This window comes from Draconibacterium mangrovi, from assembly GCF_010586825.1.
In the GTDB taxonomy this organism is placed as follows: Bacteria; Bacteroidota; Bacteroidia; order Bacteroidales; family Prolixibacteraceae; genus Draconibacterium; species Draconibacterium mangrovi.
Genome location: NZ_JAAAGB010000001.1, coordinates 176555 through 194182, shown reverse-complemented (window position 1 = coordinate 194182; position 17628 = coordinate 176555). Strand labels below are relative to the sequence as shown.

The following is a 17628-nucleotide window of genomic DNA, read 5'->3' as shown; positions in this document are numbered from 1 at the left end:
TAGATGAAGAAGATTTTAGTGTGGTGCGTGGTGTTGATGATTTTTATGCCAATTACTCATTTGTTGGCATGGGAGGGAATGCCTATGCCAAAACTTCATGTAGAAGGACGTTATTTAAAAGATTCTACCGGGCACGTTGTAAATCTGCATGGATTTGCACAAACCTATTCGCCCTGGTTTAACGAGCAAAATACCCAATGGAATAACTACGATGTTCAAGCGTGTTTGAATTACAATCAGCAGATTATCGATGATATTTTAACAGCCGGTTGGGAAATGAACTTTGTGCGTTTGCACATGGATCCGTACTGGAGCAATACGCCCGGTTGCGAGGGGCGTTACGAAGGTGAAGAATGTTTTAGCGAAACCCGTTTTGTAAAATACCTTGATGAGGTTTTTGTACCTATGGCCGAGTATGCAGTTACCAAGGGTTTGTATGTGGTTATGCGTCCTCCGGGAGTATGCCCCGAAGATATTAAAATTGGTGGTGTTTACCAGGAATACCTGCTTAAAGTGTGGGATATTGTAGCGCAACATCCTAAACTGAAAAATAATCCGAACATCATGTTCGAGTTGGGCAACGAGCCAATTCATATACTTGGCCCCGACGGGACATACGGATCAGGAACGCAGGGGCATTTTGATAATCAGAAAACCTATTTTCAGGCCATTGTTGATACGATTAGGGCCAGTGCCGATAATATTCTCTGGATACCGGGTCTGGGTTATCAGTCGCAATATTCGGGTTATGCTATTAACCCCATCGAAGGAGAAAATATTGGTTATGCCGTTCATGTTTATCCGGGCTGGTTTAACAGCGGAAACGGATACGAGCCTTTCCAAAGAGGCTGGGACGAACAGGTTCAGCCGGTGGCCGATTTTGCCCCGGTTATGGTAACCGAAATGGACTGGGCACCGGAGAAATACGAATCCTCGTGGGGTAAAGATATTACCGGTACTGCGGGCGGCGAAGGTTTTGGTGCCAACTTTAAAAAAATTACCGATGAATGTGGCAATGTAAGCTGGTTGCTTTTTACAGACCCCAATTTACTGGCCGATTTTACTGGCATTGCTCCGGCAGCTGGCGAAGAATATACTTTTTTAAACGATCCTGAAGCTTGTCCATGGCCGATATTCCACTGGTACCAGGATTATGCACAGGAGTATGATTTTGAAGGGGCATCAGCTGACTATTTAACGCTTACTGATCTGATTGTTGAAAATGGTGAGACCTTATCGGTGATGACAAGCAGTTCAACAAGTTTAACGGTCAATGCAGTTTTTGCCGACGGACACACGGAGAATATCAGCTCTCTGGCAGAATACACAATTGACAAACCCGAAATTATACAGGTGTTAAGGGGCCGGATTCATGCGCTTAAAGACGGTGAAGCCAGTATTGTAATTTCTTACACCGGACCGGGCGGAAACAAAATGCAGGCAACTATACAGGTTAATGCCAGCACATTCCCGTTAACCAATGAAGTGTTTAATCCTGATATTTGGGAAGACGGATCCTTTGATGAAACAAGCGGTACACTCATTACCGGCCAATATGGTTTTGGTGGCTGGTATTACAGTAATGGAGTCGATCTTTCAAACTATAAATACCTGGTAGTGAAACTGGGAAATTCAAATGCCTGTGGGTTTTCATTCCGTTTATACGACGAAAACAGTTACTGGACAACACCAGGAATTTATGATGTTGGCAACGAAGACCAGGTGGTGGTTTCGCTCGATAATATGTACAAAGACGGGACAACAACAAAAATGGATCCCTCACATATTTATTATGTTGGTTTCTGGTCAACCGGTGGTTGTCCGCTAATCATCAATGATATATACCTCACTAACGACGAAAATTACGCAAAGCCTACCGGAATATATGATCTTTTTCCTATCGATTCAGAACCCGAATTTGTAGATGTTTATACCATTACCGGTGCAAGAATACGCTCACAAGTAAAAAGATCTGAGGCAACAAAGGGGCTAAAAGATGGGATTTACATAGTTGGTAGAAAAAAAGTTGTTGTGGTTGGAAACAATTAAAACAGCATCAAAAATGAGCTTTAACTTTTTTAAAAACAGAATAGGAACGGTAGCCCTTGTGTTGCTGCTTATCTGCTCAGTACATGGTTTTGCTCAGAATAGTAATTCTGAAAACAGTGAAAGCATTTACCGTGATTTTAAAACCGAACTGATGTGGAAAGCCAATGTTAAAATTGGCACGATGATAAATGTTGGCGAAAGTAAACGCGGAACACGTCGGGTGATTCCTATCACCGGTGGCACATTTAGCGGACCAAAAATAAAGGGCGAAGTTTTGCCCGGCGGGGAAGACTGGCAATTGGTTCGTCCCGATGGCGATACCGAACTGTATGCCCGTTATTTGATGAAAACAGATGACGGCACAGTACTACAAATTTTAAACAAAGCGTTAATGCATGCCCCTGCAGAAGGTGAGGAAGGTGGCTTTTATGTGAAATCGGTAATCGACATTGAAGCGCCAATAGAAAGTTCATACGATTATTTAAACCACGCTTTATTTTTAGGAACACTCGAAATGCCTCAGTTAAAACCTAACGAAGAGCCTTATGTAATAATTGGCGTTTACAAAGTGTTGTGAAAAAAGGTGTTGCGTGCCGAAAAATAGCTTGAACTAATCTGAAGAACAAATAAAACTATATTAAATAAAACAGGTCTTGAATAATATCGGGATGAGTTCCATCGTAAGTCTTTAATAATAAACAACTTTAATACATGAAAACACGTTCTTTTTTACTAATAATCCTGATGCTGTTTATCATTTCGAACAGCCGTGCACAAGCTTTAAAAGCTAAAAATCCAATCATTCATGCCGATGTACCCGATGTTTCGATGATTCGCGTTGGCGATAATTATTACATGAGTAGCACCACAATGCACATGGCACCGGGAGTACCGATTATGAAATCAAAGGATCTGGTAAACTGGGAGATGGTGAGTTATGCTTACGATACGCTGGCAGACAATGATGCCATGAATCTTGATAACGAAAAACGCGCCTATGGAAAAGGATCGTGGGCGAGCTGTATTCGTTACCACAACAATAGGTATTATGTGTCAACCTTTTCGAGTACAACCGGTAAAACATATGTTTTCTCAACAAACGACATTGAAAAAGGCGAATGGAAGAGACACGAATTTTCTCCGAGTTTGCACGACAATACCTTGTTTTTCGACGACGATGGCAAAATTTATATGATTTGGGGAGCCGGAAGATTAATGATTGCCGAACTGGAACCTGATTTTTCGGGTGTTAAGGAAGGAACAGAAAAAGTATTGATTGAAAATGCAAGTGCACCGGCAGGCGACAATATTATGCTGCCAGCAGAAGGCTCGCAACTTTTTAAAGCAAATGGAAAATATTACCTGTTTAACATTACCTGGCCACGCGGTATCATGCGTTCGGTTGTAATTCACCGGGCCGATAATATAAATGGCCCGTGGGAAGGCTGCCTGGCCTTGCAGGATAAAGGTGTTGCGCAGGGCGGACTAATTGACACACCCGATGGAAAATGGTTTTCGTTTCTTTTCCGCGATTATGGTTCGGTAGGCCGCATTCCGTATTGGGTGCCTGTAAAATGGGAAGATGGATGGCCTGTTTTGGGTGTTGATGGAAAAGTTCCCGATGAACTGGATTTACCGGCTAGCAAAGGTTTGATTCCCGGAATTGTGAACTCCGATGAATTTACCCGCAAAAAGAACGATCCTGATCTGCCACTGGTTTGGCAGTGGAACCACAATCCGGTGAATGAACTTTGGTCGGTTCGCGACCGCAAAGGTTACCTCCGGTTAACCACCGGCCGTGTTGACGATAGTTTTGTGTATGCACGAAACACCCTTACTCAGCGAACTTTTGGCCCTGTAAGTTCGGCCAATACATTAATGGATGCTTCGAACATGAAAGATGGCGATTTTGCCGGATTTTGTGCCTTACAAAGAAAGTATGGACAAGTAGGCGTAAAAATGATTGATGGCGAGAAATTCATTTACATGATCAGCAACGAAACCGATACCCCGGTTGAAATGGAAAGTCTTCCGCTAACACAAAACGAAGTGTATTTTAAAATCGACTGCGATTTCCGTGACCGCAAAGATATTGCCCGCTTTTATTACAGTCTCGATGGAAAAACATGGACAGCAATTGGCGGTCCGCTAAAAATGGAGTATACCCTAATGGAACATTTTATGGGTTATCGTTTTGGGCTGTTTAACTATGCCACAAAGAATACCGGAGGATACGTTGATTTTGACTATTTCAGAATCATTGATCAGATTTCAGCTGACACTGATAATAAATAAACTGCATTCTTAAAAAACTAAATCAAAATTGTAAAACGATGAAACTTAAAACTTATGTTCTAATACTGGCTGCCCTGTTGGTGGTTCAGTTAGAAGGATTTTCGCAGGATCCTAATTTTCATATTTATCTCTGCTTAGGGCAGTCAAATATGGAAGGAAGTGCGCGTATCGAAGCGCAGGATACTGAAGATGTAGATTCACGTTTTCAGGTAATGTCAACCATCGATTGCTCCGAACTGGGCAGAACAAAAGGAAACTGGTACACGGCTGTACCGCCTTTATGCCGTTGCAAAACAGGTTTAACGCCTGCCGATTATTTTGGCAGAACACTGGTTGAAAATTTGCCAAAACATATTAAGGTTGGTGTTATTAATGTTGCCGTTGGCGGTTGTAAGATTGAATTGTTCGACAAGGATAGTTGTGAATCATACGTGGAAACAGCTCCCGGTTGGATGATGGGCATGCTCAAACCTTATGATAACGATCCTTATAGCCGTTTGGTTGAAATGGCTAAACTGGCTCAAAAAGATGGCGTTATAAAAGGTATTTTGTTGCATCAGGGCGAGTCGAATACCGGCGATTCGTTATGGACTGAGAAAGTAAAAGTGGTATACGACAACCTGGTTGCCGATCTTGGCCTTCAGGCCGACAATGTGCCTTTACTGGCCGGAGAAGTGGTTGGCGATGACCAGGGTGGCAGTTGCGCAAGTATGAATAAAATTATTGCTACACTGCCCGATGTAATTCCCAATGCTTATGTAATTCCGTCGGTTGGATGTCCGCAACGTGGCGACGGCCTGCACTTTACATCTGAAGGTTACCGCATGCTGGGCTTACGTTATGGTTTACGTATGCTCTCGTTGCTTGACTATAAAAGCGCTGCACCAAAGGTTATCAGAGGCGAGGGTGCTCCCCGGGCAAATGCGGGGCAACGGAACTTCGGTGGAACAATGCTTCCGGGGGGACAACGCCCACCAAGACCTCCTCGTCCGACACCCGAAATAAAAACCGTTTCGCTGGATGAAATATCAATGAGCGACCCTTTTATTTTTCCTGATAAAACAACACAAACGTATTATTTAACCGGAACAGGTGGACGTCTTTATAAAAGTAAAGACTTGAAAATGTGGACCGGCCCGTATTCTATAATCGACCTTACAGTAACCTGGATGGATGGCAACTTTGTTGCTGCTGCCGAGATTCACCAGTTTGGCGATAAATATTACCTGGCCGGAACCTGGAACGACCACGGTAACCCGATTGAACATGTTGCGCGCCGTTATACTGTGCCTACCAACCAAACGCAGCTTTTGGTGGCCGACTCACCAGAAGGCCCTTACAAACCACTGGTTGAGGAATATGATTTTTGCCTTGGCCCACGCGATTGGGATATTATTGATGGAACGCTTTACGAAGAGAACGATACCGTATACATGGTTTTTGTGCATGAGTGGACACAACTGATCGACGGTACGATGGATTACATGCCGCTATCAAAAGATCTGACACACCGAACTGCAGAGCCAACCACAATGTTCAGGGCCAGTGAAGCAGCCTGGTCGAAAGAAATGAACAGCATTGGCGAAGCTACTTTTGGAATGAAAATGCCGGGCTGGGTTACCGACGGACCTCAGTTGTTTAAAACACAAACCGGAAAATTGGGTATGTTATGGTCGAGCTGGGGCGATACTCGTTATGCTCAGGGTATTGCTTACTCTGAATCGGGAAGCATAAAAGGCCTGTGGGTTCAGGAAGAAGATTCTTTTAAAGGCGATAACTCTGGTCATGGTATGATCTTTAACACTTTCGAAGGAGAGGGGCTTTTTATCATTCATCACGCCGAAGAAAATGGTCCCCGAAAACCTCAGGTTTATAAAATCGACGACTCAGGAGATAAACTCATTCTGGGCAAAAGATACAAACTGTAACTTAAATCAATAAACCAATAAAATAATCATGAGAAAATTATATATAACATTGGCTGCAATATTGTTTTGTAGCGTGGTTTCAGCCCAATTCGCAGGCATTCAGCGCGGGCAAAAGCCCGAGCCTCTACCCGAAGGTTTTAAACCTTCCTCAACAAATACGTTTTTGGCGCGTTATCCGGCGGTAAATGCCGAAACACGCGAGGCGATCTTTAAGGTGGTGGCACCTACCGCACAAAAAGTGCAGGTGGATCTGGCCGGAAAAAAATACGACATGACCAAAGATACCAGCGGTGTTTGGACTTGCACGTCGGATCCGCAGGTGGTTGGTTTTCATTACTATGCAATACTGATTGACGGTGAAGCTGTGATGGACCGAAATAGCGAAGCATTTTTTGGAAGCAACTGGGAATCGTCGGGTATCGAAATACCTGAAGGCCCCGAAGGTGATTACTACCGTTTCAACAAAAATATTCCGCACGGACAGGTTCGTTCCATTCATTACTGGTCGGATATTAATGGTTTGGAGCGCCACATCAATGTTTATGTTCCGGCAGAATATGAAGCCAATCCGAATAAAAAGTACCCGGTTTTGTACCTTGTTCATGGTTGGGGCGAAGATGAAAACGGCTGGTCGGTACAAGGTCACATGGCCAATATTATGGACGGATTGATTGAAGCCGGAAAAGCTGAGCCTATGATTGTGGTAATGCCAAGTGGCGATATCAAAACCAATTCTGATGTACGCGAAGCTTCAGGAAATGTAACGGAGATATTTGCGAAAGATTTGGTGCCTTACATCGATAAAACTTTCCGAACTAAGACCGACCGGGAAAACCGAGCCATGGCCGGATTATCACGCGGTGGTTTCCAAACCACAATGACCGTATTCGCCAACATGGATATGTTTGCCTGGATGGGAACATTCAGTGGATTTTTTGTTCGTGGTGATGCAGTTGACGCTTTTAACGGTGTGTTTAAAGATGCCGATGCATTTAATTCAAAAATGAACCTTCTTTTCATTAGCACAGGTACCGAAGAACGGAACCCGAAAGATCAGGTACTCGAACTCAAAGAACACGGAATCAATAATATCGTATTTCACGAATCTCAGGGAACAGCTCACGAGTGGCTTACGTGGCGAAGGGCATTGAATGAATTTGCACCGTTGCTATTCAAATAATTGAAACATTCAATACTCATAAAAATGTTGAACAAGAACAACAAATTCATAAAAAGAAGCCTGTTCGTCTTCGCGGGAGTTTTAGCCATTGGACTATTTATGGCCTTAAAACCTGCTGAAAATAAAACACCGGTTTCTAAAATGCCAATTTACCTGAATACGGCTTATTCGTTTGAAGAACGTGCCGCCGATCTGGTTTCGAGGCTGACACTGGAAGAAAAACAAAGCCTGCTTGGAAACAACATGGCACCCGTACCAAGGTTGGGCGTAAAAGCCTATAATACCTGGAGCGAAGCACTACACGGAGTGTTGGGGTTTGCCGATCCCGGCGCCGGGATTCAGGGACCAACATCCTTTCCAAATAGCGTGGCACTGGGTTCTGCCTGGGATCCTGAACTGATTCAGCGCGAGGCTGAAGCTATTTCCGACGAAGCCCGTGCCATTAATGCCACCGGAACGAAAGGCCTTACTTATTGGTCGCCGGTGGTTGAGCCGATCCGCGATCCGCGGTGGGGAAGAACAGGGGAATCGTATGGCGAAGATCCGTTTTTGGTGTCGCAAATATCTGCGGGTTTTGTTCGCGGGCTGATGGGTGATGACCCGAATTACCTGAAAACCGTACCAAGTGCCAAACATTACCTGGCCAACAACAGCGAATTCGACCGGCACGTTAGCAGTTCGAACATGGACAGCCGCGATATGCGCGAATTTTACCTGGCGCCCTATAAAAAACTGATAGAAGAGGACGATCTGCCTTCCATTATGTCGTCGTACAACGCGGTAAACGGAGTGCCAACTTCTGCAAGCCCGTATTACCTGGATACGATTGCCCGCAGAACTTACGGAATGAAAGGTTACATTACCGGCGACTGTGCTGCCATTGAAGACATTTATACCGGCCACTACTATGTTGAAACCGGCGAAGAGGCTACGGCACAGGGTTTAAAAGCCGGCGTTGATTCCGATTGTGGTAATGTGTACCAGCGCAGTACCATCGATGCCTATAATCAGGGACTGATTTCGATGGCCGATATCGACCGCGCACTACTAAATATTTTTGCGATAAGGATGAGAACCGGCGAGTTTGATCCGCCTGCACAGGTTCCGTATGCACTGTTCCCGCCAACAACCGTTAATTCGGAAGCACACAGACAACTGGCAAAAGAAATTGCCACAAAAACTCCGGTGTTGATGAAGAACAATGTGTTGGCAGCTACCCAACGCCAGGCGCTTCCATTGTTCCCAAAAGAGTTAGGCAAAATTGCCCTGATCGGGCCCCAGGCCGATGAAGTGGAACTTGGCCCGTATTCCGGACGACCGGAAGCCGATAATATGATCACTCCGCTAAAGGGAATTGAAAAATACCTGGAAGAAAAAGGATATGATACCGAAGTTGTGCACAGTTCAGGTGGAAATACTTTAAGTAAAAGTAACCTGCTTTACGTAGCAGATTTTGAATTGTATAAAAGCAACGGTTCGGTAAGTAAACATGATGCCACAAAATACTCGGCAGCCTCAGAAGGAATAACCGTAGGTTCTGGAATGGGCTCAACCGAACAGGTGAGAACCATTGACGACGGCTCGTGGACAGCCTACGAAAATATCGACCTGGCAGATGTCGACAGCATGGGGATTGTGGTGAATATTCCAACAGAAGGTGGAATTATTGAAGTAAGAGTGGGCTCACCTGATGGAAACCTGGTGGCTACATTAGAAGCAACCGTTGCCTCAGGAAAACGCGCCGGTGGAGTGTATGGCGGAGGAAGCCTGATGAAAATCAAGGTGAACAAACTGGGGGTAACCGAAGCACAAACTTTGTATTTCTGTTACTCGGCACCCAATGATGCACCAATTGATGAAAAAACCATAGAAACGGCTAAAAATGCCGATGTGGCTGTTGTATTTGTGGGTACCGATGAAAAAACAGCAACTGAAGAGGCCGATCGTTTGACCCTCTTGCTGCCGGGTAACCAGGTTGATCTGATTAAAGCGGTGGCAGCCGTAAATCCGTATACCATTGTTGTTATGCAAACACTGGGATGTGTGGAAGTGGAGGAATTCAAGCACCTGCAAAACATTCCCGGAATTATTTGGGTTGGTTACAACGGGCAGGCGCAGGGCGATGCCATTGCCAGCATTTTGTTTGGCGATGCCAATCCCGGAGGTAAACTTAACGCCACCTGGTACAAATCGCTGAACGATCTTCCACCGATAACCGATTATAACCTTCGTGGCGGAGCCAATAAAAATGGCCGGACATTGTGGTATTTCGACAAAGATGTTTCTTACGAATTCGGATACGGATTGTCGTATACCACGATTGAATACAGTAATTTCAGAATCAGCAAAAATCAAATCACCCCGAGCGATAAATTTACCGTCAGCGTTGATGTGAAAAATACCGGAATTTACGATGGCGACGAGGTGGTACAGGTTTACATGACAACTCCTGAAAGTTCTGCAGAACTGGAGCGCCCGATCAAACGCCTGAAAGGATTTCAGCGTGTTACCATTCCCGTGGGGCAAACCAAAACCGTTGACATCGACATTAAGTGCGCCGATCTTTGGTTTTGGGATATGGAAGCGGATAGGATTACCTACGATCAGGGAAAATATGTCTTCGAAATCGGAACGTCTTCCAAAAATATTATGGGAACAGTTAGTGCCACTATGAGTGGAAAAGCTACTCCTGAAATTAAAACAGTAGTTGCCGATTGCGGCACGGTTGTACTCCGAAAAGGAGAGAGTGCACAAACCAGTGTTACCGCAGCTTTGACTGACGACAGTTTTTATGATATTGCAAAGGCGAATGTGGTTTACAGCTCCAATAATCCGCTTGTTGCTGAAGTAGACAAAAACGGAAAAGTAACAGCAACCGGAACCGGCGTTGCCACCATCTTCGCGCATGTTACCATCGATGGAAAAACAAAATCCGACGGCTTTCCGGTAAAAGTAATGCCCGATCTGAAAGCGGCATCGATTAAGGTGAATAACAACCCGGTGAAAGGATTCAGCCCGGAAACGGCACAATACAGTTTCCTGATGAAAAGCAGATCTGATGAGGCACTTGTGGTGGAGGCCTCGGCAAATGACGCGAATGTTGAAGTAAAGATTGAACAGGCCAATGGCGTGCCTGGATCAGCATCCATTTCGCTGATCGATCACATCACTTTCGATAAAAATGAATACGCCGTGAATTTTGGTGTGGCCTCAGAAAGCGACGAATTTAAAGCTGCAGAATTGGGTAAGCAATGGAATATTGTGCGCGAGAATGCAGAGAACCTGAGCTTAACAAAACAAGCAGGCTCGCTGGTTATTACCAGTGCCAAAGGGGGTATTGCCGGCGAAAGTAACGATGCTGAAAACATTGTATTGCAAAGTGCCAACACCGATTGGACCATTGAAACAAAAATTGTTTGCTCGCGAAAACCTACAGGATTTTCGGAAAATGCAGGTTTGGTTGCCTACCAGGGCGATGACAATTTTGTGAAGCTGGTGTACAAAGCCAGTTTTGGAAGAAGAGGATTTGGCCAGGAGGCAGGAGAGCAACCCGGTGCTGTGGAACTCTCGGTTGAATATGGCGGCGATGAAAAATCGACAGTGAACATCAGCATGGCTGACATAATTAAAGACGACAATACGCTGGTGCTGAAACTGGTGAAAAAAGGAGAAAGTTACACCGCTTTCTGCTCAACTGACGGAAAGAAATACGAAGAAGTTGGAACAGCCAGTGTTGTGCTGAAAAATATTCAGGCCGGAATGCTGGCATGCAACGGTGTAATGCCTGCCCGCATGGCACGTTTCAGAAGATTTATGCAGCCAGACAACCAGCCAAAATCACCTTTTGAAGTAGCTTTTGATTATTTCAGAATTGAAAACAACGGATTAAAATAAGCACTTTTTATATCCAAATTATGAAGCAAAGAAACCCGATATCAAAACTGTTACAACCCTTAGTGTTAGTGGTTGCCTGTTTTGGTTTTGGGTTTTCTTATTCTTCTGATTTTAATGTTGAAAAAGAAACGGACAACATTTCGGTTACAGCCTTTGGTGATGGATTTATAACTGTTTCAGAAAATGGCTGTATTAAATGGATTTCAGGTGATGGTAAGATTGTGCAGTCGAAATCCATTCAGGATTTAAAATTCAGCACTGTTGCTGCCAACGGGAAATACCTTATTTCAGCTGGCAATGATGGGACAATTTATTATGCCAAAGAGGATTGCGTTTTTAAACCAATCCATTCGGGAACAGTCAAAACTGTGAATTGCCTGACGCTTTTCAAAAACAAAGTTTTGGCAGGCTGTAATTCAGGAGAATTACGAATCGGATCTTTGGACCAAAAACTGGAATTTGCCAACGTGGAACTAACGGGAAACATTCTATCCTTATCATCAAATGAAACTTATTGCTACGGACTTACGAACCATGGCGAAATTTTTTGTACCAGCAATGGAACAGAATGGAACGTAATTGATTTTAATGAAATGTACAAAGGGTATTATCAATCGTGTACGTTCAGTAAAATACTGGTTACCCAAAATCAAGTTGCAGTAGTGGGGAATAATAGCGATGGAGAACCTGTTTTGTATTTTTCATCAAAAGGAAATGTTTGGACCGAACGCCCGCTGATTTACACCGATGAGGAAGGTTTTAAAGCCAAACTTAATGAAGTGCACCGTGATATTTTTTATGATACAATGCACGATCAATATCTTCTGTTACTGGCACAGGGCAAACTAATGACCATTCCAGCCTGCTCGCATTGCCATCAGTTATACAAAATCACGGATGCTGAAATTCATGCGATTTCAGGAAATGACAAAAACATAATTCTTGTAGGAGAGAATGACTACATACAACTAATAAATACTGAATTACTGTGAGTATAGAAGAATGAGAACCGAACTATAAATAATAATCATTCGCCGGCTAAATTCCGTCGAAATAATAACTAAACATATATACTAATTGAAATACCTTTTAAATAAACAATACTCCATTAGATTATGAATTCTAAACGATCAACATCCCTGATTTTAATACTGTTATCGCTGTTTGCACTGGCTTTTATTCCACAAAGCCAAATAGCAAAGCAACCGATTTATCTCAACACGGCTTACTCGTTTAAAGAGAGGGCCATCGACCTTGTTTCGCGGATGACTCCCGAAGAAAAGCAAAGTCAGTTGGGAAATACTATGCCACCGATTCCGCGGCTTGGCGTAAACCATTACGATGTGTGGGGCGAAGCACTGCACGGAATTATGGGACGAAACAACAACAGCGGAATGACAGCCACTTCGTTTCCAAACAGTGTAGCCGTGGGTTCAACCTGGGACCCGGAGCTGATTAAACGCGAAACAAAAGTAATTTCCGACGAGGCGCGTGGTTTTAACCACGACCTGATTTTTACGCTGACTTACTGGTCGCCGGTAATTGAACCGGCCCGCGACCCACGTTGGGGAAGAACCGCCGAAACCTTTGGTGAAGATCCGTTTCTGGTTTCTGAAATCGGAAAAGGGTTTATTCAGGGATTAATGGGCGACGACCCCACCTACCTGAAAACTGCCCCTTGTGGAAAACACTATTTTGCCAACAATACCGAGTTTAACCGGCATTCGGGCAGCTCGGATATGGACGACCGCGATATGCGCGAGTTTTACCTGCTTCCATACCGCACTTTGATTCGCGATTACAATTTGCCTTCGATAATGACCGCTTATGGCGCTGTTAACGGCGTTCCCATGTCGGCCAGTAAATATTTGGTGGATACGGTAGCGCGAAAAACCTACGGAATGGACGGATACGTTACAGGCGACTGCGGTGCAATTGACGATATCGTTCGCGGCCATCATTTTACCGATAGTTATGAAGAAGCAGCGGCGCTGGGTTTAAAAGCCGGAGTTGATACCGACTGTGGCGGAGTGTATCAAAACCATGCTTTGAATGCCTTGGAAAAGGGTATGCTTGCTCAAGCCGATATCGATAAAGCACTGATTAATATTTTTACCACCCGGATGCGTTTGGGCGAGTTCGATCCGGCAGAAATTGTACCGTACGCAGGTATAAAACCGGATATTGTGAATGATCCTTCGCACAACGATCTGGCTATTGAAATAGCTACAAAAACACCGGTTCTGCTAAAAAATGAGGTAACCGTTAAACCTGCCGAAAAAGCATTACCACTAAATACCAAACACATCAAAAAAATTGCGGTACTGGGACCACAGGCAGATAAGGTGGAACTGGGCGATTACTCGGGGCCAATTGAACCGCATTTAAGCATTTCGCCACTTTTGGGAATTCAGAATTATATAAAAGAACATAACCTCGACATTGAAGTGGTTTCTGCATCATCAGGAAATACGGATAGAAATACCGATTTTCTGACAATGAATAGTTTCTCCACCGTGCGTAACGGCGAAGTAGTGGTCGAATTCGATGCTACAAAATATGATGATTCGGCACCCGGATTAATTGTGGCAGCACGTTTTGGACGAACCTCAATTCGCGGTGTAAAAGATGGCGACTGGACAGCTTACGACAATGTGGATATTACCGACGTCGATTCCATCCGCTTTAACGTGGCAGCCTCCGGGAACGGTGGTTTGCTTGAAGTGCGTGTTAGCTCGGCAACCGGAAATATTCTGGCAACTCAAAAAATTGAGGCCGTTCAGCAAAGCGGTGGATTCCGGGGATTTTCCCGCCCGCAAAATGTGGCGGTAAAAATCAATACGCTGGGAATTTCAGGGCCGCAAACGCTGGTACTGGTTTACCGCGAGGCCGAAAGTCCTGCAACCGATCAGGAAACACTTGAAATGGCTGCTACTGCTGATGTGGTGCTGGTATATGTGGGAACCGATCAAACTACCGGCCGCGAAGAGTCCGACCGCTTTGCCATTACATTACCCGGAAATCAGAATAAACTCATCGATGCTGTGGCTGCCGAAAATCCAAACACCATTGTAGTGATGCAAACCATGGGAATGGTAGAAGTGGAGCAGTTTAAAAACAACCCGAATATTCCCGCAATTGTCTGGACCGGCTACAACGGACAGGCACAGGGAACCGCGATGGCACGCATTTTATTTGGCGATGTAAATCCCGGTGGAAAATTGAATGTTACCTGGCATAAATCGTTAAACGACCTGCCCGGATTTAACGACTACACCTTGCGTGGCGATGGCTCGAACGGAAGAACTTACTGGTATTTTGATAAACCGGTTTCGTATGAATTTGGTTATGGATTGTCGTATACCACTTTCGAATACAAACGGTTCAGTATCAGCAAAACAAGGCTAACACCCCACGACAAAGTAACTGTAAATGTTGATGTGAAAAATACTGGTGCTGTTGACGGCGACGAGGTGGTACAGGTATATGTAAAAACACCCGACAGTCCGGCAGAATTGGAGCGCCCGATAAAACGTCTGAAAGGATTTAAACGCGTAACCATTCCGGCAGGGCAGACAAAACGTGTTTCGATTGATATCGATTGCGATGACCTTTGGTTTTGGGATGCCGACGCCGGTAAAATTACCTTCGATCAGGGACGTTATATTTTCGAAATCGGGGCATCATCGAAAGACATAAAAGCCGAATTGGAGACGATTATGAGCGGCGAATACAAACCGGTGTTAACAACCGTAGTTGCAGAAAGCGACAAGGTTATCCTGCGCCCCGGAAATACAGCACAAACCAGCGTAACCGCTGCTATGTCGGACGATAGTTTTTACGATATTTCGAAAGCTGAAATTGAATACAAAAGCAATAATCCGGCGGTGGTAAGCGTGGATGAAACCGGCAAAGTAACCGCTACCGGAGTAGGTGTTGCATCGGTATTTGCTTACGTAACAGTTGACGGGGTAACCGAATCAAGCAGCTTTCCTGTAAAAGTTATGCCCGACCTTAATCCAAAATCAATTTTGGTAAACGGCAAGCCCATCGAAAGCTTCGATAAAGACGTGAAAGCTTACAGTTATCTGCTAAAAGATAAAACCAAAGTGCCTGACCTAAAAGCAACGGCCGCCGGAAATGGAATTACTGTTGATATACAGCAGGCAAAACAAATTCCCGGAACTGCTGTGGTGAAGTTTATTGATAACATCACACTCGAAACCAACACGTACTATTTCAATTTTGATGTGGAAGCAATTAGTGACGAGTTTAACGGTGCTGTTGGAAGTCAGTGGCAGTGGATCAGGGAAAATGCTGCAACACACAGTCTTTCGGCAAACGATGGCAGCCTGACCATTACCAGCGAAGTTGGCGATGTTTCGGAAGGTACCAACAATGCCAAAAACATTCTGCTGCAAAGCGCCAATAACGACTGGACAGCGGAAACAAAACTGACGGCGTCACGGATGCCTTCTCAGCCTGAAAATGCAGGGATTCTGGCTTACCAGGACGATGATAATTTTGTGAAACTCATGTTCCGTGCGGTAATAAAAACCACACGGCAAAGAGAACCGCAACCCGGAACCATCGATTTGATGATGGAAGAAAACGGCATTGCAAAATCACTGGCTTCTTTCAATTTGAAAACCGAAATTACCGGCGACCAGGCCTTAGTGCTCAAACTCGATAAAAAAGGAAGTATTTATACTGCTTCGTATTCGTTGGATGGCGAAAATTTTGAAGAACTGGGTACAGCAGATCTGGCATTGGAAGACATAAAAACAGGTTTGATGATAGGCGACGGAATTATTACCGGCTATATGAAAAGTACGTTCTGGTTTGATTCCGACACAACGAAACCGGATTCGCCGTTTGACGTGGCTTTCGATTATTTCCGGATTACAAACAGTGGACTAAAACAGTAAAACATAAACTTTCAACAAACAAATTATGATGTCTAAATTTTTAAACATATTCGTTATTCTTTTGATGGCCAGTGGAATTAGCTTCGCACAATCGTCATCAGAAGTAGTGGAGGATTTTAAACCCTCGTCAGTAAATCAGTCCGGGAAGGAGTACCCCATGGTAAATTCCGAAGGACGGGTTCGTGTACAACTTTCGGCACCTGAGGCTGAAAAAGTTCAGCTTGATATCAGCGCAGTGAAATACGATTTGGTAAAAGACGAAAACGGTGTGTGGACCGGCGAATCGGCACCACAGGACGTTGGTTTTCATTACTACCAGTTGTGGGTTGACGGAGCCGCGGTTCCCGATCCAAACAGCCTGTATTTTTACGGAGCCAGCCGTTGGGGAAGTGGTATTGAAATTCCTTCCGACGACCAGGATATTTTTGCTTTAAAAGATGTTCCTCATGGCGATTTACGCGAGGTGCACTATCATTCCAAATCATCGGACAAAGTTCGTCGTGCATACATTTACACGCCTCCCGGTTATGAAAAAGACCAGTCGAAAAGCTATCCTGTACTCTACCTGCAACACGGTATGGGCGAAAACGAAACCGGTTGGGGAAACCAGGGACATGCCGGGCTGATTATGGATAATTTAATTGCCGAAGGGAAAGCGCTTCCGTTTATCATTGTTATGGAAAACAGCAGCGTAAATTTTGAAAGGCCACGCGGGCCGCGACCTGAAAGAGGAGCCGAAGCCGATTCAACACAAAGAAGAAGAGGCGGACCGATGGGCGGTTTTGATTTTTCTGCCGATTTCAAAAAAGTATTGCTTAACGATCTGATTCCTTATGTGGAAGCTAACTACCGCGTTATTGCCGACCCTGCCCACCGCGCTATGGCCGGATTATCAATGGGAGGTATGCAAACACGACTGATTACTTTGGCCAATCCTGAGGTATTTAAACAGGTTGGCATGTTTAGCGGCGGAAGCATAAGCCCTGAAGACGTTGAAAACTCACCGGCTTTTAAGGAGAATGTAAAACTGTTGTTTGTTAGCTATGGCAGCCACGAGCTCGATAACCGCAGAATGGGTTTTGGCGGCGATCCGAAAGCGAACACCGAAGCATTAAAAGCAGCCGGTATGAACACCCATTTTTATGTGTCGCCCGGAACTGCACACGAATGGCACTCCTGGCGTCGCAGCCTTTATCAGTTTGCACCTTTATTATTCAAAAACTAAAAACATGCTGGTAGGATTAGTAAAAAAAGCTAAAAACCAGATTTCGACTTCGCTCAGACTGACTGTCACAGTGAGCGGAGTCGAACTGTGAACCAATGGCTTGTGAATTAATTCTGCCAATCAATAGTA

General features: G+C 44.6%; 9 protein-coding genes. All 9 read left to right on the top strand.

Annotated features, from left to right (window positions below; all coding sequences use genetic code 11):
* The first annotated feature begins 3 nt into the window (after window positions 1–3).
* Window positions 4–2049 carry a glycoside hydrolase family 5 protein gene (locus tag G4420_RS00805; protein WP_163321728.1) on the top strand — a complete coding sequence of 682 codons (2046 nt, stop codon included), beginning with the start codon at window positions 4–6 and terminating at the stop codon, window positions 2047–2049.
* A gap of 13 nt (window positions 2050–2062) precedes the next feature.
* A complete protein-coding gene (locus G4420_RS00800) occupies window positions 2063–2626 on the top strand; it encodes a DUF3237 family protein (protein WP_204273559.1) in 564 nt (187 codons plus the stop codon).
* 134 nt (window positions 2627–2760) lie between these two features.
* Entirely contained in the window at window positions 2761–4344 is a 1584-nt protein-coding gene (locus G4420_RS00795) for a glycoside hydrolase family 43 protein (RefSeq protein ID WP_163321727.1), read from the top strand.
* A gap of 38 nt (window positions 4345–4382) precedes the next feature.
* Window positions 4383–6272 carry a sialate O-acetylesterase gene (locus G4420_RS00790; RefSeq protein ID WP_163321726.1) on the top strand — a complete coding sequence of 630 codons (1890 nt, stop codon included), beginning with the start codon at window positions 4383–4385 and terminating at the stop codon, window positions 6270–6272.
* A 28-nt stretch (window positions 6273–6300) separates the two neighbouring features.
* Window positions 6301–7452 carry an alpha/beta hydrolase-fold protein gene (locus G4420_RS00785; RefSeq protein ID WP_163321725.1) on the top strand — a complete coding sequence of 384 codons (1152 nt, stop codon included), beginning with the start codon at window positions 6301–6303 and terminating at the stop codon, window positions 7450–7452.
* A gap of 24 nt (window positions 7453–7476) precedes the next feature.
* On the top strand, window positions 7477–11346 hold the full coding sequence (locus G4420_RS00780) for a glycoside hydrolase family 3 C-terminal domain-containing protein (protein ID WP_163321724.1): 3870 nt from the start codon (window positions 7477–7479) through the stop codon (window positions 11344–11346).
* 20 nt (window positions 11347–11366) lie between these two features.
* A complete protein-coding gene (locus G4420_RS00775) occupies window positions 11367–12338 on the top strand; it encodes a hypothetical protein (protein ID WP_163321723.1) in 972 nt (323 codons plus the stop codon).
* A 123-nt stretch (window positions 12339–12461) separates the two neighbouring features.
* Window positions 12462–16274, top strand: coding sequence for a glycoside hydrolase family 3 C-terminal domain-containing protein (locus tag G4420_RS00770; protein ID WP_246241505.1), 3813 nt, complete (start codon window positions 12462–12464; stop codon window positions 16272–16274).
* 28 nt (window positions 16275–16302) lie between these two features.
* Window positions 16303–17499 (top strand): alpha/beta hydrolase-fold protein, encoded by a 1197-nt coding sequence (locus tag G4420_RS00765; RefSeq protein ID WP_163321722.1) that lies wholly within the window; start codon window positions 16303–16305, stop codon window positions 17497–17499.
* Window positions 17500–17628: the final 129 nt, after the last annotated feature.